The 25,168-nt window shown below is 35.4% G+C and carries 25 protein-coding genes and 1 pseudogene; 19 read left to right on the top strand and 7 right to left on the bottom strand.

Going from position 1 to position 25,168, the window contains the following annotated elements; all coding sequences use genetic code 11:
- Positions 1-51: 51 nt before the first annotated feature.
- From V6670_RS21820 to V6670_RS21810, 3 genes are read right to left on the bottom strand one after another with little or no spacing between them, the layout of a single operon-like run.
- Positions 52-213, bottom strand: a complete 162-nt coding sequence (locus V6670_RS21820; protein WP_186436257.1) for an IS3 family transposase — start codon at positions 211-213, stop codon at positions 52-54.
- Positions 191-982, bottom strand: a complete 792-nt coding sequence (locus V6670_RS21815; RefSeq protein WP_141905914.1) for an IS3 family transposase — start codon at positions 980-982, stop codon at positions 191-193. The genes V6670_RS21820 and V6670_RS21815 overlap by 23 nt, the downstream gene beginning before the upstream one ends.
- Entirely contained in the window at positions 868-1,431 is a 564-nt protein-coding gene (locus V6670_RS21810) for a helix-turn-helix domain-containing protein (protein ID WP_141905913.1), read from the bottom strand. The genes V6670_RS21815 and V6670_RS21810 overlap by 115 nt, the downstream gene beginning before the upstream one ends.
- Positions 1,432-1,846: 415 nt before the next feature.
- Here V6670_RS21810 and V6670_RS21805 point away from each other — a divergent pair, with 415 nt between their 5' ends.
- From V6670_RS21805 to V6670_RS21795, 3 genes and pseudogenes are all read left to right on the top strand, one after another.
- Positions 1,847-2,731 carry a helix-turn-helix domain-containing protein gene (locus tag V6670_RS21805; protein WP_338652137.1) on the top strand — a complete coding sequence of 295 codons (885 nt, stop codon included), beginning with the start codon at positions 1,847-1,849 and terminating at the stop codon, positions 2,729-2,731.
- 416 nt (positions 2,732-3,147) lie between these two features.
- Complete coding sequence (locus tag V6670_RS21800; RefSeq protein ID WP_330493673.1) at positions 3,148-3,540, top strand: VOC family protein; 393 nt, start codon at positions 3,148-3,150, stop codon at positions 3,538-3,540.
- A gap of 3 nt (positions 3,541-3,543) precedes the next feature.
- Positions 3,544-3,688: pseudogene (locus tag V6670_RS21795) on the top strand (acetyltransferase); the annotation flags it as partial.
- 156 nt (positions 3,689-3,844) lie between these two features.
- On the opposite strand, the gene V6670_RS21790 reads toward V6670_RS21795, so the two are convergent.
- Entirely contained in the window at positions 3,845-5,593 is a 1,749-nt protein-coding gene (locus V6670_RS21790) for a methyl-accepting chemotaxis protein (RefSeq protein ID WP_338652136.1), read from the bottom strand.
- A 340-nt stretch (positions 5,594-5,933) separates the two neighbouring features.
- Here V6670_RS21790 and V6670_RS21785 point away from each other — a divergent pair, with 340 nt between their 5' ends.
- The gene (locus tag V6670_RS21785; RefSeq protein ID WP_338652135.1) at positions 5,934-6,920 is read left to right on the top strand and encodes an ABC transporter substrate-binding protein; all 987 of its coding nucleotides are present in this window, start codon (positions 5,934-5,936) and stop codon (positions 6,918-6,920) included.
- 186 nt (positions 6,921-7,106) lie between these two features.
- Here V6670_RS21785 and V6670_RS21780 read toward each other — a convergent pair whose 3' ends face one another.
- Entirely contained in the window at positions 7,107-7,406 is a 300-nt protein-coding gene (locus V6670_RS21780) for a hypothetical protein (RefSeq protein WP_338652134.1), read from the bottom strand.
- 365 nt (positions 7,407-7,771) lie between these two features.
- Here V6670_RS21780 and V6670_RS21775 point away from each other — a divergent pair, with 365 nt between their 5' ends.
- From V6670_RS21775 to V6670_RS21715, 13 genes are all read left to right on the top strand, one after another.
- Positions 7,772-9,064 (top strand): CitMHS family transporter, encoded by a 1,293-nt coding sequence (locus V6670_RS21775; RefSeq protein ID WP_141904167.1) that lies wholly within the window; start codon positions 7,772-7,774, stop codon positions 9,062-9,064.
- A gap of 364 nt (positions 9,065-9,428) precedes the next feature.
- A complete protein-coding gene (locus V6670_RS21770; RefSeq protein WP_141904168.1) occupies positions 9,429-9,917 on the top strand; it encodes a VOC family protein in 489 nt (162 codons plus the stop codon).
- 321 nt (positions 9,918-10,238) lie between these two features.
- Positions 10,239-11,237 (top strand): ABC transporter substrate-binding protein, encoded by a 999-nt coding sequence (locus tag V6670_RS21765; protein WP_338652132.1) that lies wholly within the window; start codon positions 10,239-10,241, stop codon positions 11,235-11,237.
- A gap of 137 nt (positions 11,238-11,374) precedes the next feature.
- A complete protein-coding gene (locus V6670_RS21760) occupies positions 11,375-13,036 on the top strand; it encodes an AraC family transcriptional regulator (protein WP_338652131.1) in 1,662 nt (553 codons plus the stop codon).
- A gap of 212 nt (positions 13,037-13,248) precedes the next feature.
- A complete protein-coding gene (locus V6670_RS21755; RefSeq protein ID WP_141904170.1) occupies positions 13,249-13,941 on the top strand; it encodes a stalk domain-containing protein in 693 nt (230 codons plus the stop codon).
- 232 nt (positions 13,942-14,173) lie between these two features.
- Complete coding sequence (locus V6670_RS21750; RefSeq protein ID WP_141904171.1) at positions 14,174-15,535, top strand: TraB/GumN family protein; 1,362 nt, start codon at positions 14,174-14,176, stop codon at positions 15,533-15,535.
- 155 nt (positions 15,536-15,690) lie between these two features.
- Positions 15,691-16,167: a hypothetical protein gene (locus V6670_RS21745; RefSeq protein ID WP_338652130.1), complete on the top strand. Its 477-nt coding sequence runs from the start codon at positions 15,691-15,693 to the stop codon at positions 16,165-16,167.
- Between the two features lie 149 nt (positions 16,168-16,316).
- On the top strand, positions 16,317-16,598 hold the full coding sequence (locus tag V6670_RS21740) for a transporter suffix domain-containing protein (RefSeq protein WP_141904172.1): 282 nt from the start codon (positions 16,317-16,319) through the stop codon (positions 16,596-16,598).
- The gene (locus V6670_RS21735; protein WP_141904173.1) at positions 16,588-17,019 is read left to right on the top strand and encodes a MarR family transcriptional regulator; all 432 of its coding nucleotides are present in this window, start codon (positions 16,588-16,590) and stop codon (positions 17,017-17,019) included. The genes V6670_RS21740 and V6670_RS21735 overlap by 11 nt, the downstream gene beginning before the upstream one ends.
- A gap of 251 nt (positions 17,020-17,270) precedes the next feature.
- Positions 17,271-18,551, top strand: coding sequence for a histidine--tRNA ligase (locus tag V6670_RS21730; protein ID WP_141904174.1), 1,281 nt, complete (start codon positions 17,271-17,273; stop codon positions 18,549-18,551).
- 152 nt (positions 18,552-18,703) lie between these two features.
- On the top strand, positions 18,704-19,081 hold the full coding sequence (locus V6670_RS21725) for a GntR family transcriptional regulator (RefSeq protein ID WP_036128812.1): 378 nt from the start codon (positions 18,704-18,706) through the stop codon (positions 19,079-19,081).
- Entirely contained in the window at positions 19,081-19,938 is an 858-nt protein-coding gene (locus tag V6670_RS21720; protein WP_141904176.1) for an ABC transporter ATP-binding protein, read from the top strand. Before V6670_RS21725 ends, V6670_RS21720 begins: the two co-directional genes overlap by 1 nt.
- Before the next feature lie 4 nt (positions 19,939-19,942).
- Positions 19,943-20,557: an ABC-2 transporter permease gene (locus V6670_RS21715; protein WP_141904177.1), complete on the top strand. Its 615-nt coding sequence runs from the start codon at positions 19,943-19,945 to the stop codon at positions 20,555-20,557.
- A gap of 49 nt (positions 20,558-20,606) precedes the next feature.
- On the opposite strand, the gene V6670_RS21710 is transcribed toward V6670_RS21715, so the two are convergent.
- Both V6670_RS21710 and V6670_RS21705 read right to left on the bottom strand, forming a co-directional pair.
- Entirely contained in the window at positions 20,607-22,229 is a 1,623-nt protein-coding gene (locus V6670_RS21710; protein ID WP_338652129.1) for a hypothetical protein, read from the bottom strand.
- The gene (locus tag V6670_RS21705) at positions 22,226-23,008 is read right to left on the bottom strand and encodes an ABC transporter ATP-binding protein (protein WP_338652128.1); all 783 of its coding nucleotides are present in this window, start codon (positions 23,006-23,008) and stop codon (positions 22,226-22,228) included. Before V6670_RS21705 ends, V6670_RS21710 begins: the two co-directional genes overlap by 4 nt.
- Before the next feature lie 222 nt (positions 23,009-23,230).
- On the opposite strand from V6670_RS21705, the gene V6670_RS21700 reads away from it, so the two are divergent.
- Both V6670_RS21700 and V6670_RS21695 read left to right on the top strand, forming a co-directional pair.
- Positions 23,231-23,821, top strand: coding sequence for an RNA polymerase sigma factor (locus V6670_RS21700; protein WP_338652127.1), 591 nt, complete (start codon positions 23,231-23,233; stop codon positions 23,819-23,821).
- Positions 23,793-24,908, top strand: a complete 1,116-nt coding sequence (locus V6670_RS21695; RefSeq protein WP_338652126.1) for a DUF4179 domain-containing protein — start codon at positions 23,793-23,795, stop codon at positions 24,906-24,908. The genes V6670_RS21700 and V6670_RS21695 overlap by 29 nt, the downstream gene beginning before the upstream one ends.
- The last annotated feature ends 260 nt before the right edge of the window (positions 24,909-25,168 follow it).

The following is a 25,168-nucleotide window of genomic DNA, read 5'->3' as shown; positions in this document are numbered from 1 at the left end:
CACCTCATCCAAATCTATGGAGGTAGTGACCCCTTAAAGTTAGAGTTTTTATTATGCAGCTAATTGGCTGGCTAGAGTTCGGTATTTTACTGGACTCATGCCAGCCAATTTTTGTTTAATACGTTCATTGTTATAGTAGTCGATATATCGTTCGATTTTTTCCTTCAATTCTTCAAACGGGATTAATACTTTACCGTAATATGAGTATGCCAAAGAAGTTTTCCATCGCCGCGTTGTCTGCACATGTCGCTTTGCGAGACATGCTTTGGAAAACCTTGTTTTGCCGTAATGTTTTCACCCATGAATTATGTTGATAATGCCAGCCTTGATCCGAATGAATTGTTGCACGATATGTAGCTTGGTTCTGAATAATTGGCAGAATTTGATGTAGCGATTCTAATACGAAATCCAATGTTGGGCGTTTAGACATACTGAAACCAATAATTTCGCCATTATAGAGATCCATAATTGGACTTAAATAAAGTTTTTCATCTTCTGTACACTTGAATTCTGTTACGTCTGTCACCAGTTTTTGTAAAGTGTTTGGTGTATTGAAACGGCGGTTTAATCGATTATTTGCGACTTTGCCCACCTTGCTCTTGTACGATTTATAACGAGATTTACGAACGAATTTTACACACTTTAAGTCCAATTCCTTCATGATTCGCTGTACTTTTTTGTGATTGATGACGTATCCTTGCGCTTTTAATTCTGCATGGATTCGGCGATAACCATATCTACCTTCATGCTTCTCAAATAGCGCTAAAATCAACGTTTTCCATTCTTGATTGGGATCTTCATTTTTTAACTGTTGAATATGGTAATGATACGTTGCTTCTGGGATCTCAATGATTTTCAATACATCTTTCAATCGGAACCCTTCTTCTTTGAGTTCGAATGCCAACGCTGCTTGTGCTTTTCGAGGAAGGCATCCGGATTCGCCTCGAACGCGTCTAACTTTTTTAAGTACGCAATCTCTAATCGGAGAAGCTCATTTTCACGTTCTAGCTGTTCTTCACGAGACAATGTGTTTGGTTGTTTGACAGGTTTATTTTTAGGATTATTAGACATAGGTGGCCGTCCCTTCGCTTTTTCTTGCAGGCCTTCTATACCTTCCTTCAAAAATTTACTGTTCCAGTTCGCTATTAACCCTGGATTATTCATGTTAAATTCAATCGCTGTATCTTGATAAGAAGCACCTGTTTGTTTCATAAAGTGTAATACATCGAGCTTGAATTGAACAGAGTAAGCCTGTTTTGTTACTTTTCTACGTAATCCAACTTCTCCAAATTCTTTGAAGGCACGTACCCACCGCTTTATTTGCGAATGATTTGGTATGTCATGTTTTTTCGCTAATAATTTATAACCTAAAGGGCCTTTCATGTATTCATTAACCACATGTATTTTGAATTCTTCGCTGTATTTCGCCATATAAAAACACCCCTAAAGTTTAGATTTTTGACTCTAACTTTAGGGGTGCAGGACCGGATTTGGTATCCAGAAGAGGTCATTTTTGATTCTTTGGAAAAAGGTAATTTTATAGGAATGAATTTAATTGGTTAGAACATTAATATGGAAAAGATTCCTGGTGTGGTTTTATAAAAAAGATTAATCATTTATAATAAAGTTCGCTTATTTAAAATAAAGATTGATTAAAGATCCTGTGTTGATACGTAGGATCTTTTCTTATTCCACAATCGGGCCAATATTGTTGCAGATATAAAAAGAGGCTGATATTACATCAACCTCTTTTTAATGATTTTTAGGATGCAGCGATTACTTCGCAAGATATATCAAAAAACGAATGAAGAACCTTGATATCCTATATTTAAAGGAGGTGCCTTCGTTGTATAACCATGAAATTATAATTAAGAAAATCATTTTGTATGTGGAAGAAAACCTACATGAACCACTTACTTTGGAAAATATAGCAGCACAATCAAATTTTTCAAAGTATCACTTTCATCGAATATTCCAATCCACGATTGGCATGACAGTAACTGAATATATTCGGTTAAGAAGATTGGCTAATGCTTCTTCCGCCTTACTTTATACAAGTGAACGCATTCTTGATATCGCTTTATATTATCAGTTTGAATCACAAGAATCATTTACAAGAGCATTTAAAGAGATTTATAAGCTACCACCTGGCAAATATCGCAGAATGATGTCAGACGTGCTTAAAATTAAGGAGGAAACAAATATGGATACAAAGGTGAAAGGTTGGTTTTTAAGTGGATCAAATCCATTTAATTACGAAATGGGAATTGACCATGAAGTTGTTCATCAGGGGAAAGCATCAGGTTATTTAAAATCCAAAACAGTGTTAGATTCAACTGAATTCGCTACCATGATGCAAACATTTAAGGCAAATCAGTTTGTTGGAAAGCGCATTAGACTCTCTTGTTTCATCCGTACGGAAGAGGTAGATACGTACGCTGGGATGTGGATGCGAGTAGACGACACAATGGAAGATGTTCTTCAATTTGATAATATGAGTAATCGCCCCATTAAAGGAACAACAAACTGGAACCATTATTCTATTATTTTAGATGTTCCAACCCAAAGTGCTGTTATTTCGTTTGGTATCATTCTGTCTGGACAAGGAAGTGTATGGGCAGATCAATTTACTTTTGAAGAAGTGAATGAAAGTATTCCAACAACTAATTTAGAGGTGCATGGTGAACTGCTGGACGAGCCAATAAATTTATCGTTTGACGAAGAAATATGATTTAAGGAAGGGTGATAACATGGCTAATTCCGGTAAAAAAGCTACTGGGGTAGTATTAAGTATTATAGTTATAATTGCAATTATGGCTGTAAAGTTTGTAGGAATTAACACGCTTGTTCATTACTTAAAGTTTTGGTGAAAATATTACTTAACTATACCGCAAAACGGGATCCTTGTCCCAACCAGCTCGAAACATGTTTATACAAGTAGGGGGTGAACAGTTTTGCGGACGGGATCTAGTCCCACGGGCCAGACGTTCTACCCCGACTACCGTTATAATAAGACTAAAAGAAAAAGGTCAACCAGAAAAAACTGGCTAACCTCATATTACAATCGGGCCATTTAATGGAGGAAGAATCACAAGTAATATTGAATATTCATGGTATCATTTATTGAAAAAAAATTAAGGAAAGGTGATGTATGTAATGAGTACATCTGAAATATTTATGAAAAGCACCATACCAATATTCCGTATTTTTAATGAGGAGAAAGCGAAAGAATTTTATTTAACATTTTTGGGGTTTGCATTGGATTGGGAACATCGATTTGAGGATGATCTACCTTTATACATGCAAATTTCTTATGGAAATTGTATTATTCATCTTTCAGAACATCATGGAGATTGCTGTCCAGGAGGTGCTATAAGAATTGAAGTAGAAAACCTAGAGTTACTCCATTCAAACCTTATATCAAAGAAATACAAATATACGCGTCCTGGCATCGAAACAACCCCTTGGAATTCTCAGGAAGTTTGCATTGGAGACCCATTTGGAAATAGAATTGTTTTTTTTGAGAACCTTCAAAAATAACATTGGGTAACTTATTTTGATGAGACAAGTAGAAAAGTATTCAAAAATACATTAAATATGGATGAAGGCACTTGGAATCGAGCAAGAGGTTGGGCTCTGGAAGGATTTAATTACTTACAATTCTAATAGAAATCAACCTACAAAATAAAAGCATCGAATCATTTGATTCGATGCTTTGGTATTATAAACTATTATATGTTTCATCAAGAGTTCCAAACGCTCTGGAATACCTTCTCTTGTAAAGTATTGAAAACAGTTATCTTTTGTAGTCATTTTAAACCATATTCATAACATCGCTACCTTTTTATAAAGTATATCGCTCCATTAAAGAATTTAATTCACGATTTAATTCCGTTAGTTTTTCAGCAGCATTAGCAACATCAGCAATTGCTTTAATGTGCTCATCTATGGAAGCAGCAATTTCCTGTACTGAAGCGGCCGTCTGTTCTGATACGCTGGACGCACTTTCGATTCCTTCACTCATCAACTTATTATAGGAGGTCATAACGTCCATTTCTTTATTAACTGCTAATATCGATTCCACAATTTGTTTAACAGAATCAGACATTTGATTGAATTTACTTTGTGTTAGTACTACATCATCATTTAACTTTTTAGCAGTCTCCATTGTTCCTTCTACAGTTTCAACTGTTTTAGTTGTTTCTGAAACAATGGATGAAACCACTCCTTGAACTTGATGAGTAGCATTTTTCGATTGTTCTGCTAGTTTCCTTATTTCATCGGCAACAACTGAAAAACCTCTACCATACTCACCAGCTCTTGCTGCTTCAATGCTTGCGTTTAAAGCGAGTAAATTCGTCTGTTCTGCGATTGTTTCAATTGTTTCCATTACCTGTGTGATTTGATTGATTTTACTATTTAAATTTTTAATCTCATAACTGACTTCTTCTGATGCTGCCAATGAATCAGTATTGGATTGCTGTAATTGATGAACTATTGCAATCCCCTCGGCTGATATTTTTTCAGCATGTTTTGTAATGTCGTACATCGCTTTACTTTGTTTTTCCGTAGTTTCTATAGAACTTGATAATAGCTCTACTGTTCGGTTTATCTTGTCCAAATCATGGGCTTGTTCTTGTGTACCAGTAGCAATTTCGTTAACCGCTCTACCAACTTCATCACTACTAGCAGATGTTTCTTCTGAAATTGCTGATAAGTTGGTCGCTGAATCCAATAAATGTTCACTAGTATTTTTAGTCTTTTCGACGAGTGTACGTAATTGCTGTGACATTTTATTAAAAGCAATCGCAAGTTGCCCAATTTCATCACTTGATTCAGGTAGATTGGTAACAATTATATGACCATCAGCAATTTTTGTTGATGCTTCAGCTACTTCTTTTAGTGTATTTAATTTCCTCCGAATACTTAAATAAAACACAATTGAACTTAAAATAATGAGTACAATTGTTGCACCAAAGATAATATATTGTAAGATGTTTAATCCCTCATAAAATTCATCTTGAAAAACAGCAATTCCAAGAGTCCAACCCCAAGGCTCAAAATATTCTGTATAGGCTGTTTTATCTTTAAAAGAACCATCTGGCTGTTTATCAGAATAAACGACATAGCGATCTGATTCATTTTGGGACTTGCCGCCTGCAACTATCTTTTCTCGATTACTTCTGTTGAGGTCATCGACAGGAGCTCCACCTATTTTAGAAGGATGGAGTTGTAACACTAAATCCTCGTCAAAAGCTAATATATAACCATTTTCTTTGTAAGTAAAATGGGACTTTTGATAATCATACTCTCCATTTTCATTTACTGGCCCATTTAGAATAATTCTCGCTTGTTCTTTACCTTCCTCTAGTGTTATTTTGCCAATTTCCACTTCTTCATTAATCAGTTCTAATGAAGTATAAGCCCCCTTGACAATGCTTTGTAGTTCTCTTTGACCCGATTCTAAGAGCTGATTTTTGGCAACAACATAACTTGTTGAGCCGATAATCACAACTGTTACAAGTATAATAATTGTGATTAGTAGCATTAACTTTCTTGAAATGCTTCGTAACTGTAAAAATCTCTTCATCATTTGCTTCCTCCCACAACTATATATAGGTATATTTCGACAGTAATCTACATAATTCAATGGTATCGGAATTATTTTTTATATTACGCTGTATAGGAAAAGCTAGAAGCAAATTCTTCTTAATTATTAGGGTAAGTATTATTCAACATTAACCAGTAGGATTAAAAACTGGATAAGGAGTGTTAAGAAAGGAAATCTATATATAGCATGTTTTGATTTAATCTCTTTCTTGTTTATCAAGTCTAATAGGTAAGTATTATCTTTATTTTAAGACTATATCTATTGAAAATGATTATCATTTTCAATATAATGATAATCAACTAGTATTTAAAGGAGAAGGATAATGAATAAGTACATAAAAAAATCCGTATTGGTAATGTTGTTAATGAGTCTGCTGCTAATAATGGCAGCTTGTGGTAGTAAAAATGAGGATACATCTCAAGAACAAGAAGGTACAAATGATGGCAAGGAGTCCACAACAACTGAAACAACACGTATTGTAACAGATTCGGTAGGGCGTGAAGTAGAAGTTCCAATAGACCCGCAACGTGTAATTGTAGATTGGGATTTAGGTCACGTATTAGCTGTAGGTGTTGTACCAGTTGCTTCAACAACAAAGGTCATTGATTATGGTGAATTTTTAAAGGATTACTATCAAGGGCAGGACATTGTAGATCTTGGGAATGAAGATGCTGTATCGTTAGAAACAGCTACTAGTTTAAAACCAGATTTAATTATTACGTATGCAGAAGAAAATATAAAACAATATGAAAAAATTGCACCGACTATTGTGTTCAGTACGGCTAGCTACGACAGTGTAGAAGCAGAAATTTTAGCAATTGGCGAAATGTTAAATCACCAAGAAGATGCGAAGAAGTTTATGGCAGATTACACGGCACGTGCAAAGGTAGCTGAAGAAAAAATCAAAGCCGTAATCCCAGAAAGCATAACATTCTCACTCTTTACGTTAACAGACAAAGACATTGTTGTGATTCCAAGTGGTAATTCAGGCGGTGAAGCGATGTATGATTTATTAAAATTGACAGCACCAACATCTATTCAAAAGCTAATTGAAGATAGTAAGGGAGATTGGCAGAAGCAACGTATTTCATGGGAAACTGTAGGTGACTATGTAGGTGATTATGTAGGTGTTTTAGATTATGGTCAAAAATACGAAACGACTTCTACATGGGATAATTTAGAGGTTGTGAAAAATAACAAAGTGATTACATTCGATGGGAAGTACTTCTTCTCAGCAGATCCAATTTCTGTTATCCATCAAGCAGAGCACATGGCAGAACAAATTATTGAATTAGTACAAAAACAATAAAGTAAAACTTCAAGCGGTTGCGTTTTTCTTAAGCTCCACGAAGCCCTTTCTTGCTTTTAAGGTCAGTTGATTTCCTACCTAACCCTAACTAACGTTTTCTCAACTTTTATGGTGGGCATCTTATACTTATTTCTTCGATGATACAGATAAGTTACTTACATTAAAAATGTTATAAAAAGACAACGATCAAGGAGAAGATGAACCTTGGTCGTTTTTGATGTGTAGTAAGGAGAAAACGGTTAAATAGCCTGAAAAATCAAGACGGTTTGTATTTGTAAGTTGGATAACCGCATCACTTTCGAGGGCAATCAAATGCCCAAAAACAATATGCTCTTTGTGCCCATTAATGGACAGGGTGGTTTGGCCATCCGTAATCAATAAGAGAGCCGCACTTTCAAGATGTATCGTAGATTTTTGAAATAAGGATTTGGCTAAATCTTTTATTTCTGTGCAATGTGCCAGCCAATTAGGATTAGAATCAAGCATTTATGTACTCCTTTAGTTTGTTGTGATAAAAGTATACTACGGAATATCACAGCAAAAGGCATAAAAGCCACAAGTGCAAACAGAAGGAAATAAAAAATCTTTACAGAACATCAAAATGTATGGCCTCCCTTTAATAAGGGAGGTATTTTTAATGTGTACAAAAGGCATCTGTAAGAAGCTATTGAAATGGAAGGTATTACTTTTAGTGAACAAAATGTACGAAATAGATATAAAGAAATTAATAAACATTAATTTGAAAACGATTACATTTGCTCAGTATTATTTTATTATAAGGTGAAATATTCGGAAAATTAGTTATTTATAGAATTAATAAATAACTTAGAGGAGCAATTGGGGGGAGTATTATGCTAGCAATTTTAGGTTTTTTAATGATAATAGTATTTATGATTTTGATTATGACTGGTCGTCTTACAGCAATGATTGCATTAATTGTAGTGCCCATTACGTTTGCAGTTATTGGTGGATTCGGAAGTGAAATGGGTCCTATGATGTTGGATGGGATTAAAAGTGTGGCTCCAACCGGGATTATGATTTTATTTGCCATTCTTTTCTTTGGTATTTTGATTGATGCTGGAGTATTTGATCCAATCATTCAAACAATACTTAGGTTAGTAAAAGGTGATCCTGTAAAAATTGCCATCGGAACAGCGGTATTAGCCCTTCTGATTTCTTTAGATGGTGATGGTACAACAACCTACATGATTACTATTTCAGCATTTTTACCGCTTTATAAAAGAATTGGCATGCGACCAATTGTATTAGCCGGTATTGCCGTTTCAGCCTCAGGTGTGATGAACCTTCTACCTTGGGGAGGGCCAACTGCAAGGGTTATGACAGCATTGAATCTTGAAATGTCTGAAGTTTTTACACCCGTGATTCCCGCGATGATTGGCGGCGCTATCTTTGTTCTGCTCATGGCATTTATGTTTGGAAGACAGGAGAGGAAGCGAATTGGTGTTATAGAATATGATTATGAAACTGCAGTTCAGCCTGCTGCTACAGTCGAGGATGACTCTTTGAAGCGTCCAAAACTAATTATCTTTAACTATGCACTAACAATCATTCTTTTAATAGCGTTAATTATGGAGCTATTACCACCTGTTACATTATTCATGCTTGGTTTTGCGATTGCGATTACTGTAAACTATCCAAAATTGAAAGACCAAAAGGAACGTGTTGCGAATTATGCTGACAACGCATTATCTGTTGTTTCTATGGTTTTTGCAGCTGGAATTTTTACAGGAATTCTTTCTGGTACAGCAATGGTAGATGCGATGGCAAACTCAGTAATTCATTATATTCCAGATGCAATGGGTTCTCATTTTGCAGTAGTTACAGCCATCCTTAGCGCACCATTTACATTTTTTATGTCCAACGATGCCTTTTACTATGGAGTGCTGCCATTACTTGCCAAGGCAGGAGCAGTATATGGCATCGACCCCGCCTTAATTGGTAGAGCTTCTCTTTTAGGGATGCCAGTCCATCTTCTAAGTCCGCTTGTTCCATCTACTTATTTATTAGTAGGTATGGTTGGAGAGGATTTCGGCACATTACAACGTATCTTCTTAAAGTGGGCTTTCGGTTCTACCATTGTCATGATGATCGTCTGTGTAGTATTAGGGATTTTCCCTCTTTAAATTAACATAATAAGTTTAAAATCTATTGTCCATGGGGTTAAAGAGATGATCAAGTGAAAAATTGTTTATCTGTATTAAATCTACAAAAGTAATGGGCTTCTTTTGTAGATTGTTATTGGAGGAAATGAAAAGATTCTAAAACCACCCTTAATCAAAAATTAGATGTTTAAGGTCTATGGAGTTGTTTCAGAAAAACGTTTTGTTCGTAAAAAGGACTATCATAAATATACGATGAAAAAGATTAAGACATAGGATTATTAGTTCATGTTAGTTATAGATATTTGCCTATGGTGGATAGTTTGTTTATAGGGAAAAAAGCTATTCAGCAATCAAAATGCAAATAAGGAGAAAGGTGGTATGAAATATGAAAATCCGTAAGATCGATCATGTGGGGATAATCGTCAATGATCTTCCAGCAGCAAAAGCATTTTTCCTTGAATTTGGCCTTGAGATGCTAGGGGAAGGAAAAGTGGAGGGTGAGTGGGTAAAGAGGATGGAGTGGATAATAGGGCTTCAAGACGTTAAAGAGGAAACGGCAATGTGGCGACTATCAGATAGTGACGCAAATTTAGAAATAGTAATGTTGCGAACGCCAGATGGTGATACAAATATTGAACTAGTAAAATTTAACGCGCCAACAAATGAAATAGGGATACGGCATCCTTTAGCAAATACTTTGGGTATCCAGCATATTGCCTTTGCTGTTGAAGATATTGAAGCCCTTGTTACCAAATTGACAAAGAAAGGCGCAGAACTTATTGGTGAGATATCTAACTATGAAAATGCTTATAAATTATGCTACGTTCGCGGACCAGAAGGAATTATTTTGGAGCTAGCTGAGGAAATCAAATAGAATATCCAAGCTTTTTTATCAAATTTGAATTGGATAATCTTATTGCTGTTTGCGCATCAGTATCCAACTTTATTGAAAATCTTCTGCGGTTATTGTCATTAAACATGTATAGAGATAATTAAAATTAAATAAATATAAAACTTCTTTCTGCTACCTAATAAGTGAAATAAGAGAACGTGCGTTTTTTGGGGGAAGCTATTGACATTTATCCAAATAAATCATTGCGTTTTTTCCATTGTTTACCCTTTTCATACAAACTATAATAGTGCTGTAAATGATAATCGTTTTCAATTAAAGGTAAAAAGGAAAGGGGTAATAAATGTGAAAAAGCTTCTACGTAAGCAATTTATACTATGGGGAGGAAGTTTCCTTCTGTTGCTGTTGATGCTATCGGCATGCAGTAATTCTAATGGCAGTGCGTCTGATGCGCAGGGTAAGGAAAATGGGAAAACAGCTCAATCTGATGTGCAAGTAGAGGAAAGTGAGACAACGCTTCAATATACAACGATTACAGGCGAACAAGTTGAAATACCTGCAGATCCAAAACGAGTAGTTTATATTGGTCAGACGACTGGTGATTTCTTGGCGATGGATATTCCCCTTGTTGGTAATAATCTTCCTCAAGATCCTGCTAGTTACTATGGAGATAAACTTGAAGGCATCGTTGATATTGGAAATCCTGCTAACTTAGAGACGATTCTGACTTTAAAACCTGATCTGATTATTAATGGTTATTACAAGTCCGATCCAAATCTTAACGAGGAATTGTCAAAAATCGCAACGACTATTCCCTTTAACCCAGCTCTTCCTTATACAGAACGTGTAAAGGAGATGGGCAATATCTCGAGTAAACAGGAAGAAGTGGGTAAAATGATTGCTAAGTTTGAAACACAGTCTAAAGAAATGTTTGATAAGCTTCAATTAGCAAAAGGAGAGACCGCAACAGTATTCTACCAGTTAGGTAAAATACTTTATGTTATGGGCGACCGTAACTTTGGTGCTATTATATATGGAGATAACGGTTTTGCCGTCCCACCAGCTGTACAGAAGAATATTATTGATGTAGAAGGGGTATCTTTCCTTGAGGTTTCCGAAGAGGTGCTTCCAGAGTTTGCTGGTGATCATTTGTTTGTCATTGTACAAGAGGATGATGAAAGTGAAGAAGAGGCAGATCGACTGCTACAAAGCCCAATATGGGGAACTTTGCCTGCAGTCAAAAAGGGAAATGTTTATGTTGTTCCTAATGAATGGAATACAGATAATTTATTAGCTTTGGAGCAATTGTATAAAAAGTTACCAGAATGGATGCACAAACAGTAAAAATTGTATTTACCTAATCAATTTTTTAAACTGTTTGTATTTTAAAATAGTACATACTCGAACAATAGTTGATAGAGGGTCATTATATGTTACAATAACGATAATGAGAATCATTTTCAATAGTTGGAGAGTTGCTTATGAATCTAGCACCCCTATATATTAGGCTACAACATTATGATCGATTTCGAGTTGATCAAATAATGCTAGCTAGTAGCTACAATGAGGGAATAAAGGATAATGAAATAAATGTATGCGCATTATTAATAGCATTGAGTCATGGCATACGGCTGCATGTAGACAAAATGGCTATTGATCTACGACAAGGAAGCTGCATTCTAATTTTACCTACACAAAGCTACACTGTAGAATCAAGTAACAAAGAGGCACAGATGGCACACTTTACCTTTGAAACTTTTAAAGTGGAAGGGATGACGTTGAATCAGGTTGCCCATCCACCCCTGCTTTGTGGTTATCCCTATAATCTGTTATTTTCTCAAGTCAAGCAAGTATTAGGAAATGAAGCATGGATAAATAATCAGTTTTGTTCCTCTCTATCCACATCAGGAATGGCGATGATGCAAGGTAGACTTCAGCAGATACTAGCTATGATGGTCCAGTTAGATGAGCAAGCTAACGAGTTGTTGAATGAAGAAAAGATACAATTGGTTCAAAAAACTGTACAGTACATAGAACAGCACTATGATGAGGACTTGACAGTAGAACAACTGGCTAACATGGCTGGAATGGTGAGATGGCAATATAGTCAAAAGTTTAAAACGTTGACTGGCAAAAAGCCGACTGATTATGTGGCTCATTTACGTATAAATCAGGCAAAAGAACTTCTGCGTAATACGACCGATCCATTGAGCAAAATAGCTCGACAAATTGGGTTTAAAGATGAATACTATTTCAGTCGGTGCTTTCATAAATTAACTGGAAACACCCCACGTGAATATGCAAACATTCATCTTCATACGCCAGAAAGAACAGTTATTGATTCACTGGGTAGAAGGGTTCTTGTTCCTACAAGTGCAACACGTATTGTGACTGATGGAAAATTTACACTTGGGGAATTACTCGTTCTAGGCATACCCCCTATAGGAGCAGCCATCTCTATCATGAGAGATAACGTGGTTTATCACAATAAGTTGCGAAATATTCATAGTATCGGGGATTGGGCAGATCCAGATAAAATAGCACAGCTGCAACCAGAGTTCATATTGCTTAGCTATTATCCGCAAGACTTGCAGGAACTGGATGCGCTTGCTCCAACTGTTGTACTGGACAAGAAGTTTAGATTGTTTGAGCGGTTACGATATATCGCTAAACTAGTTGAGCGGAGTAAAGCGGCGGAGAAGTGGATTACTACATATGAGGACAAAGTAAGAATGGTACGTAGGCAATTAGTGGATGCTTATGTTGCTGGAGAGACGGCTACGGTTTATCTCAAGCTTGGTGTAAAATTTTACGTTATGTGTCAGACAGGATTGGCTGCTAGCTTGTATGAATCACTTGGCTTCCGTCCCACTCCCAAAGTAATGCACCTAATTGAGCAAGGGCAAGCATGGATAGAAATCCAGCAGCATCAAATAAATCACTATGCTGGAGAACGTAATTTTATCTTGGCTTCTCCTCAAGAATTACAAACGATTACTCAATGTCCACAGATCGCCACTTTAGCCAAGTTAACTCCTGGTAAGACTCATTTCGTAGATTTTACATGGAATCATTGTGATCCTATCACACGTGAACGGTTGTTAGATGTGCTACCATCTATTTTTAAAAAGAACATTATTTGATAAGCAGAAAAAATAAAATCGCTGTAAAACTCGATCCATTAGCTATGGTTCGAGTTTTTTCCATTAATATTCAAATAGCGTACAAATAAACTAGTACAGAAAAAATAATTCTACTAGATAAAAAAGTTTGTTTAAAAATATCCTGGTATAAAATTTATATGAAATTTCTGGTATAATTACATATATCTATATTAATTTTAAGGAGTGGTTTTGTGAAGAAGCTATTGATAATAACAAGTTATTTAGGATTTTTTATATTAGGAGGTTTGACGTTTACGTACTTCTCAACTACGGAAGCGGCAAGCGACTTGAAAAAGATCAGCGTGTATCAGGATCCAATCAATTACTATGTCAATAAAGTTGAAAAAGTGCCGCAAAAAGGTCAATCTGGATTTAATTATCAAGGTACAATATATGTTCCAATGCGCTTTGTTGCAGAATCTTTAGGTGAAAAGGTAACATGGGACGGAAAAACAAAATCCGTTTTTATTGGTGAGGTTCCCCAATTCACCTCTTTGAAAGATGTAAAACCTATTGGGCGTGATGAGGACCCATTGTTCCATAATCCAAGTTCTATCGTAATTCATACAGGTGAAAAGTTCGAGCGTTCTTATCAACTTGGTGGTTACCATGGGGGCGGTGCTGTTCAAGACCATACAGTGGAATACTTAGCCAATGGAAATTACAAAGGATTCGAAACCAATTTGGCACCAATTAAAAAGTTAGCAGCTAACTCTTTCGGAGTAGGTTTCTTGAAAATTTACGCAGATGGTAAATTGATTTATGATAGTGGAGCAATCAAAGACAAGGTAAAGGTTCATGTTAATTTAGATGGAGCTTCAAAAGTGAAATTTGAACTTGAAGGTAGTGGTTTAGGTATATTAGATCCTAAATTTATTCAATAAACTATACACAAGTAAGACGATGACATAAATAGCTGTCATCGTCTTATTTATTTGCGTGAACAGCATTAACTGCGTCGCATTACGTAGCTTATAGATAACTATTTCGACATAACTTTAATGGCAATACAATTTTGTTAATTTTTTCACATTTAAGTATAATATAGTTGTTATTTATATGGTATAATTTCAAGCGGTGTTGATACATAAAATAGGAGATAGGAGAGAAAAGAGTATGATGAAAAAGATGATGAAACGAACAAGTGCAGTGTTGCTTGGTGCTTCGTTAATGCTGACAACGGTTGTACCTGTGATTCATGCTGAAGAGCAATTACAGCCTCATGTTCCATCGATTAGTCCGTGGGCTATTGAAACATTAAATGAGGGAGAAAAATATGGTATTTTCCCTATGGAATGGTATTACGATGGTTTCCTTGAAGAAATCTCGGTGGATAAAGTAAATGAATTACTAGCTTTGACGGAAAAGAAAATTGCTACTCTAGGTTTAGCTGAAAATAAACAATACAAGCCAGTGAGTGTAAAAAATGATAATACACGTGGTGATATTGTGAAGCGCCTGTACAATATCGTAGCACGCTATGATTTACCTGTTGGCAAAGATGCCATTCAATTTATGAAAGAACAAAATATATTACAAGGTTCTCCAAACGGACTGCATTTAGAAAAAAAGGCAACAACACAGCAGGCTGTTATACTAGCTGTTCGTTTCATTAATAGTACATATGCCCTTGCAGAACAAGGATCGAAGGGAGTAGCCTGGGTAGTAGAGGATGAGGATACGACTGTGTACTTATTAGGCTCTATCCATTTAGGTACACCAGACTTATATCCTTTCGATAAAAAATTAGTAAAAGCGTTCAATGAATCGGATGCGTTATTAGTTGAGGCAAATATTTTGGATACAAAAGCACTTGAATATTATTCAGAAAAGGCACTGTATACAGATGGAAAAACATTGAAAGATGCTGTTGCACCAGAAACATATGCAAAGCTTGAGCAAGTCGCAAAGCTTTACGATCTTCCGATGGATCAGCTGACAGTGCAAAAGCCGTGGATGCTATCTAGTGCTTTATCTATGCTGGCAACGGACGATTCCTTTGGATTGACGCCACAAGAGATGGCAATGCATGGTATTGATGTATACTTCTTATTGAATGCACAGTTGCAACAAAAGCCAGTCATTGAATTAGAAGGAATAAAAGCACAAGTTGATATGTTCGATGCATTATCACCAGAAGCACAGGAGCAGTCATTAGTCGCAGTGTTGGATAGTATCATTAATCCATCCGATGAAAATCAATCAAAAATTCTTAAAGAGTGGTTTACAAGCTGGAATAAAGGGAACGTAGAAGAGTTCGCAAAAAGCTTCCAAGAAATGGAGGGTTCAGCATCAGAGTTCAATGAAATGCTATTTGGTTTACGTGATGAACAAATGGCAAAGAAAATCATGAATGTACTTGAAGAAAAAGAAGGTAAGTACTTTGTTGTGGTTGGTTCTGGTCACTTCCTAGTCGATAAAAATATTCGTTATCACTTAGAGAAAAGCGGATACGATGTAAAACCATTTTATCAATAAAGAAAAACTAAAAAGGCAACCCAAAGCTATGAACCTAGCTAAGGGTTGCTATTTTTAGTTGCACCAATATTCTTCAATAGATATGATTATCCAAAAGAATACTTTTATGTAAAGAAAGACTAAAAATCTATTCTTGAGAGCTAGAAGGGAGACCTATGCGTATTATTAGGAAATATCGTCTCATTCTGTTTGGCTTTGGTTTTTCATATTTAGGGAATTGGGTAAATCTTGTTGCGCTCAATTTATTAGTTTGGCATTTAACAGAGTCACCTACTGCTATGGCTAGTATATTTATTGTAGGGCCAATCGCTCGTATTTTAACAAGCTTTTTTGCAGGCTCTATTATTGATCGTTCCAATAAACAAAAATTAATGATCTATAGTGACATCATTCGCGGCATATTGATTTTATTGTTACCATTCACATCTTCTATTTGGCTTATTTATTGCGTATTATTTTTATCTAATATAGCGAGTAGCTTTTTTGGGGAATTTATAGGTGTGCTTGAAAATAATAAAAGAATGGATGTTTATGAGAATTTTGACAAGAAGGAGCTCGATATTTTCATTTATAATTATTTAACCAACAAGCCAAATGATGAGCTGCGTATATCGCTTACATTTGGAAAATAACAGTGTTAATAACCTCATCTATTTGACTCAGCAGTATTCAAATAGATGGGGTTTATTGTTTTCTCGTAAAGATTAAACGGCTTTACATGAAAAGATATTTATAATATAGTTTAGTTAACTTAAATAAATTATTGTGCAGGAGAAGATACATGACCTCTAACGAAAAAACAAAAAAATCCTTTGCTTATAGGCTTGGTATAGGCATTATTATTTTTTCTCTTTCACTATGGTTAATCCCAATCATTACACCATTCACACCGATACCTACGAAAGTTAAAGCAGGTATCATACCGGGAAGTATTATAGTTGCTGAAATCATGTTTTGGCTGGGTGCTTTACTTGTTGGGAAAGAAGTAGCTAACAAATTTAAAAGTTACCTAAATCCTAAAAAATGGCGTGAAAAAGGTGATACTCAAAAAAATGAAGACTAACAATGTAGCGGAGCAAATTAATCAAACCATAGAAGATATTTGGATCATCCTTGAGAAAATGGAAAGGGCCTATACTAAATTCTCCTTAAATAATCAGCAATATGTTCTTTTAACATTAGTGATTCGACATCCGTCCTGCTCACCTTCGGAACTAGCTGAAAAAATGACAATTACGAAAAGTGCAGTGAGTCAGCAGTTAGCAAAGCTGGAAAAGGATGGCTATATTACAAAAAAGCAGCATGTTGAAGATAAGCGAGCATTTTCTATTGAATTAGGTGAAAAGGGATTACGTTATCAACAAGAAGTGGAAGCATTTAACCAACAGATTACTGAAAGATACCACGCCCATTTATCATCTGACGAGCTAGCTGAAATGTTAGACACTCTTGAAAAATTAAAAATAATACTGCATAAATTTTAGAAAAAGTTTGACATTTTAACGGCTGTGTCTTAAAGTAACCCTTAATATTAAAGGGGGAATAAACATGACCATTCGTCTTGTCCAATCATACACAACAAAACATCATCATAGCCATTAGTCTTGCTATCTTTATTAACTTATTAATATTGAATAGGAAGACTATTTCTCATGTAATCGTATAAATAAAGCTGATTTGAAGCTTTATCGTTATACGGTTTTTTTAATGCTTAAAAAATGAGGAGGAGCTTATGATGAAAAAAATGGACTATCAAAATGTTCGAGGAACGCAAGATTATTTACCAGAGCAGGAGGTTATTCGACGTACCATTCGACGCACTTTAGAGGATACATTTATGGCATATAGCTGCCAGCCGTTAGAAACACCCATTCTTAACTATACAGAGTTGATGGCTTCTAAATATGCTGGTGGAGCTGAGATTCTACAGGAAATGTATACATTAACGGATAGGGGCGAGCGAGATTTAGCGTTACGTTATGATTTAACGATTCCATTTGCAAAGGTTGTAGCTATGAACCCATCGTTTGCTATGCCGTTCAAACGATATGAAATTGGCAAAGTGTTTCGAGATGGACCCATTAAAGCTGGTCGCTTTCGTGAATTTACTCAATGTGATGTAGATATTGTAGGGGTAGATTCACAGGCTGCTGAGGCGGAGCTAATGATGATGGCGATAGATGCCTTTGATCAGCTTAAACTTACAATTAACCTCCAATATAATAATCGCAAGCTTTTAGTTGGCTTGCTGCAATTATTTGAAGTTGAACAGGATCAAATGAATCGAGTTATTTTAATTTTAGATAAGATTGAAAAAATAGACCAAAAAACAATGCTGGCAGAATTGCAGGCATTGGGGTTATCAGATAATAGCATTAATAAAATAAAGCATTTTTTAGATGAACGTCCTCAAATAAGTATGGCGTATTTTGAAGAGTTCCCTACCGAGAACATCTTTTTACAACAAGGTTTACAGGAATTGTTGGAACTAACAGCTTATATAGAGGCACTTGGAATAAGTGAGCAATGTATTTTCAATCCGTTTTTAGCGAGAGGACTTGAAATTTACACAGGAACAATTTATGAAATCTTTTTAGCGGATGGAACAATCCGATCAAGTATTGGTAGCGGAGGACGCTATGACAATGCAATTGGTGGTCTTTTAGAGACAGATCAAACCTATGCCACTGTTGGTATTTCATTTGGGTTAGATGTCATCTATACAGCTTTGGATCTTTCGAGAAAAATAGAACAAAATGCTCCTATTGTGGATATTTATATTATTCCGCTTGGAACAGTAAAGGAGGCACTGAAGCTGGCAACAGCATTACGGCAAAAGGAATATAAGGTAGAAGTCGAGCTAAGTGGGAAGAAAGTGAAAAAGGCGATGGAAAGAGCCAATCGTGAAAATACACCAAAGGTCATTGTATTAGGAGAAGACGAGGTCACTCAAAATATGTATAAAATAAAAGATATGAAGAGCGGCGAGGAAGAAATGAAAGCATTTATATTTTAAGTGTCAGGGCATATAGTCATTCATTTGGCTATATGCTTTTTTGTGTTTGCAGGTAATTAATAACTAAAAGGAAATTTTTACTTGCAAATAACTATAAATGTGTATATATTGTATATAAAGTATATATACAATATTTCGAAAGAGGTATTTGCATGCAAATTATTATTTCTAACAGTTCAAAAGAGCCTATTTATGAACAGATATATGCACAAATCAAAAAACGAATCTTAACGGGTGAATTACAAGAGGGTCAACCATTACCCTCCATGCGTCAACTAGCAAAAGATTTGGAAATTAGTGTCATCACAACAAAGCGTGCTTATGAAGAACTTGAAAAAAACGGCTTTATTTACTCTATTGTTGGGAAAGGCTCGTTCATCTCTGAACAAAATACAGAAATGATGAAGGAAAGAAAAATGAAGGCCATTGAGGAAAAGTTGTTGGTGGCGATTCAAAATGCGAAGGAAATGAATATTAGCTTAATAGAGTTAAAGGAAATGCTTACTTTATTGTATACGGAGGATGAGTGATGGAAAATGTTATTGAATTACAGCATATACAAAAATCCTTTAATGGATTTGAAATAAAGGATCTTTCGATCAAAGTTAAAAAGGGTTTTGTTACAGGGTTTATTGGTGGAAATGGGGCAGGAAAATCGACGACGATTAAAATGATTATGAATTTAATGCAGCAGGATAGCGGGACTATTTCTATTTTTGGTAAGCACTATAAGGGAAACGAAAAGGAAATAAAAGAACGCATCGGTTTTGTCTATGATGACAATATTTTTTATGAAAATATTACGCTAAAGGATATGAAAAGGATCATTAAACCAGCTTATAAAAACTGGGATGAAAAAACATTTCAACATTATATTAATCAGTTTGAACTGCCATTGAACAAAAATATGAAGACATTCTCAAAGGGGATGAAGATGAAGGCATCATTAGCCATGGCTTTAGCCCATCATGCTGAATTAATCATTATGGATGAGCCAACATCAGGTCTTGATCCTATATTTCGTAGAGAGCTTCTAAATATTTTACATGAGTTAATGCAAGATGAGCACAAGACTATATTTTTCTCTACACATATTACAACAGATTTAGACCGTATTGCAGATTATATTACCTTTATTCATAATGGCGAGCATATTTTCACGAAGGAGTTTTATAAAATTGAAGAGGATTACGCTATCGTCAAGGGAACGCTTGAGCTATTAGATCGTGAAACAGAGCAGGAGTTCTTGGCCATTCGCAAAACAAACAGAGGTTTTGAAGCACTAACAGCTCATAAACATAGAGTGGCCACAATATTTGGTGATGCCGTTGTCGTCGAAAAACCTACGCTTGAAGACATTATGTATTATACAAAAAAGGGGAGATAAGGATATGGTGAACCTTATTCTGAAGGATATTTTAATTCAAAAAAACATGCTTATCATCTACATAGCTACTATTATACTTTACTTATTGGTCAGTGTTTCTCCAGTATTTATCGTATTTGTTTATAGTATTGTTTTTATTATGAATGCATTTTCCAGTGATGAAAAAGATAATGCTAATATTTTACTGAATTCATTACCCTATACAAGGAAGGAAATTGTCAGTTCAAAATATATTGGGGCATTCATTTTTACAGGGTTATTTATGTGCTATACGTATGTGCTCGACTTTCTTTTGAACGGGCAAGAAGTATTAGTACTGTGGAAAGAAATACTACTGATTATGGGATTAGTCATGATTGCGATGTCATTTATTCTGCCGATATCCTATCAATTTAAAACAAAGCACTTAGCTATTGTTAGTGTAACTTTATTTGGAATTTATATGGTGATGGTAAATTATTTTGTCCCGGACTTTAATGGTCAAGTAAGAGCCCTTGTACAAAAATTTATGGCGGTACAGGAGCTACAACTATATCTCATCTCCACAGTCATCATTATTATCTTATATACTGGGTCATGGTTACTGTCTATCCGCATTTATGAGCGAAAGGCTTTTTAATGAAAAAGCGGCTGAATCCTATTAAGGGACTCAAGCCGTTTTTTTGTAGTTATTTTTTCGATTTAAAAAGCAGCCTCCATATCACGATATTGATGAGGAGAAGCACAATGAAATATACAGTAGAGCCGAATGGTACCTGACTAGCAATTAAATAATGTAGACCTGCCAGCATACCTAAAGGGATGAATAACAACATTGTTTTCCAGCCTTGAGCATCTCCAACTTCATCATAAGGTTTAGTAAAAGGTATTTTATTGCTCATCATGACGAAACAGATGATCGTATATAACCAGCTTGTTACTAAAACTACCAGTAAATCTGGGATAATCCGAATGCCATAAATATAGCTAAAGATTACACTTAGTACTAAAAATAACGGAATATACAATTTGATTAAAAATGCCTTCAAGCTACCTTTTTGTAAGTCTGTATAATCTTTAAGCGGGAGTGTTTTATAAATCCACGCCGCTTTATATTTAGCAGAGTGACCAAGAAAAAGCACAGCAGAAGGAATAATGAGCATACTAAAGTAAATATTTAAGTAACTCATACTAAGAGCATAATCAACTTCTTCGGACCTATTAAACGTAAACATGAAAATAAAAGGAATAATAAATGAAAAACCTAAAGACGGATAGACCTTTAGCTTAAACTCTCGCTCCTGCTTCATCATAAGAGTGGCAAAGCGATAGAAAGCTCGTTCTTCATGTGTGCTACACACGAGTGTTAATAGAAAGGACTTAAGTCGGTTGTTCTTTTCTTTTTTTGATTTACTTGTACTAAGTAGCTTTTGAAGATTGCGTTCAAAGGTTGGAATGAGCTTGATATAGATTCCTATTGAGATTATAGGAATAATCAGTGCTAAAATACTGTAGATGACTGTTAATAAGGATGTATCACCATGTAGTATTAATTCATATGGAGCGGCAAACCACATCGGTACAAGGAAGAGGCTCCACCAATGAAATGTTACGGTCATATTTAAATCGACGAATTCAAAGGATCGAATAAGAACCTGATAGCCAATCATCAGCATGAGTGACAAAGCAATTTGTACATAGTTAATCATATCCTTCAGTTTTTCGCCATCAAAGAAGCGTAAAATAGCAATATATAAAATGGCGGTGAATGCCACAATCAGTAAATTCATGAGTAGAATCTCAAGCCCCGTTAAAATAAAAAATACAATTCCTTGAGTAAAAAGGCTGACCATCAGCGGGATAGCAGTTAAGGCAAGTGTTAAATAGGATAAGTAAATAAAAATATGCATAAATTTAGCTGCATTGATTGTTTTAGCTGAAATAGGCTTGGTTGAAAGTATGCTTTTATCCCGTACATCTAAAAGTACAGAAGAAAAATCAGAAATCAATGAAGTCATAATCAAAAATATAATCATCGCAAAGGCAATGCTCATTTGAAATAAAAAATTTTGACCAAATCCCATAAGCGGGATAAGTATAAGCCCAAATAACACATAAATCCATAGAGACTTAATATAGCCATACTTTTGATTGTCTTTCTTTTTGTTCTGATTAAATAGGGTTGGTACTTTACGTTCATCCATCGTTAATTTAATATGAAGGATTTTTCTCATCATGTCATAATCAATGCCCATTTTTACAAAGAGCAGTCGGAATTTATCAAGCAATTGTAGCGTTTTGAAATCTGTCATGATTGAACTCCTCGGACGATGGACACAAATTTCTCTCCGATTTCCTGATGCTCATGAAATCCAGTTAACTGGTTAAAAATTCTTTCTAATGTTCCTTCGGTATTATCTGCTTGTAGTTGGGCAAATGTTCCGTCTGCTGCAATTTTTCCATCATACAGAAGAATGATACGGCTACTGATTTTTTCAACCACATCCATAATATGAGATGAGTAAAATATGGTTTTTCCGTTGGCAGCCAGCTGCGTTAAGATTTCTTTAAAAATCATGACACTGTTTGCATCTAAGCCATTGATAGGTTCGTCTAAAAATAGTAGGTCTGGATTATGTATAAGGCTTGCAATGATGAGTAGTTTTTGGCGCATACCCTTTGAATAGGAGGAAATTCTAGAATGGTATGCTTCACCAACCCCGAATAATTCCATTAGTGATTTGGATTTGTCAGCCGCCTCTTCTAGCTCTAAACCATAAAGCTGTCCAATAAAGGTTAAATACTCATAGCCTGTTAAATTGTCATAAACATCAGCGATTTCGGGAACGTAGCCAATTTTTCGTTTATAATCAATATGATCTTGCCCTATGCTTTTTCCAAAGAGCTTAATTTCTCCGCCATAATCACCTTCTAGCCCTAGAATAAGTTTTACAGTCGTACTTTTACCAGCGCCATTCGGACCAATATAACCGATGATTTCCCCTCTAGCTGCATGAAGGTCAATCCCCTTCAAGATTTCCTTGCTTCCATAACTCTTCGTTAAATTCGTAATCGTTAAAATTTCTTCCATTTCATAACTCCTTTCTAATATTTGAAAAATTACCCATAAATACACTATAGCATAATAAACAGGAGGTTATTCCTCTTGTTAAAATGAAAACAGTTCGTTTCCAAACTTATCTAACATTATATGAATATATTTAAGAAACCTTATTTCTCTTTCATTTTTTTATTTTGTACTGTCACAAAACAGTAATGAATTTAGTTATACAGATAGAGAGGAGGGAAGCTTGTGACTATACCAAGTAAATCCAATAAGAATAAGAGCCAAGATATAAAAGCTATAGTAGAGCAAGTTCAAGCAGGGGATATCCAAGCCTATACTGAAATTATCCGTTGCTTTCAAAAGCAAATCTATCTTTATTGCTACTATCTATTAGGAAGCAGAGAAGAAGCGGAGGACGCCTCACAAGATGTTTTTATAAAAGGCTTAGAGAATATTCGTCAATTTTCTTATACGGTATCATTTTCAGCATGGCTCTATAAAATTGCCCATCATCATTGTATCGACTTACTAAAAAAGAAAAATAAGGGTTTTCAATTTTGGACAGGATTTAAGAAGGAGCAAATGGTTGAGCATGCAAATAAAGCCTATTGCTACGAAGATACAATTCATCAGTTATTAGAGAAATTGAATGCTGATGAAAAAAGAATTTTATTACTTCGCTCCATTGAAGAATATAGCTTTGATGAAATTGCCTCAATTATGGATGTGAAAGCAGCTACTGTACGAAAAAAATATGAACGACTAAGGAAGAAATTGGCGCATGAATATAAGCTAGGAGGGAAGTTTTATGAGCATTCGTTCAAAACTGAAGGATGAAGAAATGAGACAGTTAGAGAAGTCCATTCGAGAAACACCTGTGGAAATAGATTTAGTGAGAAGTATTATGCATAAATACGAACATAAACCGATAAGTTTGATTACTAATAAGAAGAAGCCCCATAAAGTGGTGATGGTGACAGCTCTGGCAGCTATGATGGTATGTCTGCTATTGATCACACCCTTGATTTCTCCTACAATGGCTGCGACGATAAAGCATGTTCCAATATTATCTTCTATTTTCAGTCTAGCTGGTGATCTTGGTCTGAAAACGGCTGATGAAAAGGGACTTTCAACGAAACCCAATACAAGTGTCACTCATGATGGATTTACATTAAATGTATCGGAGGTAGCATATGACGGTACACGTGTCTCGATTGGGTTAGAGAGACCTCGAACTGCTAGTGAAACGGAGACATTAAAAGAGCGCCTCGGTAATATTGAATTGTTTATTAATGGTGCGTCAATCAATGATTTTGCTCCTAGTGAGTCGAATCATATTGGGATTTTTCTGCATCCAGGTAAAGATAAGGATTCTACCATAATTGAGTTTTCTGATAAGAGCAATCAGGGAGGGCTACCCTTCCCAGAGCAATTTGATTTAACTATATACACTCACATAACAGGCATACAGGATCCTCTAAAAATTGATGTTCCTGTGAAAAATAAAATTGCAGACTCTGTGACTTTACAGCCAAATATAAGTCGACAATATAATAATATTCATTTTACAGTTGAACAGATTAAGGTGACTCCTATCACAACCAATATCACGACAAGAACTATATTGACAGACAACTCAACTTTCATTGAGCCATGGTTATCAATGGGGATGGATATTTTTGATGAGCAAGGGCATAAACTTGAACTAATTAATGGCAGTGGTTGGCATGAGAGCAATGGTAGTGAACAAATTATGGATCAGCGCTTTACTCCTTTTGAATTTGTACCAGAATCTATTACGATCAAGCCTTATATACATCTTTTTAAAGAATACCCAAAGGGAGCATTTCAAATGGATGAGAATAATAAACCTATAATTCAATATATTCCTGAGCTAGAGGTGACTATACCAGTTCGCCAATAGTAGGGAACGCAGGAAGCTATCCAGAAATAGCTTCCTGTAGTTTCTTCTATTGAAATTGGAAGTGGCACTGTCCTTCACGTAAAATAAACTGATTTCGCACCACTTCTAAATTTTTATTGTACCCTTTGGCAATATAAAATTTAAACTCCTATATTAAATTCTACATAGAATAGGAGTTTTCTTTTTATGCTCACTACATTATTGAAATATGATAGAAATAAGAGCAACCACTCTAATTGGAAATTACATCATAGGTGGAC

The sequence above is a fragment of the Lysinibacillus sp. Y5S-8 genome (genome assembly GCF_036894365.1).
Lineage (GTDB): Bacteria > Bacillota > Bacilli > Bacillales_A > Planococcaceae > Lysinibacillus > Lysinibacillus fusiformis_D.
This window is presented reverse-complemented; position numbering and strand designations above follow the sequence as displayed.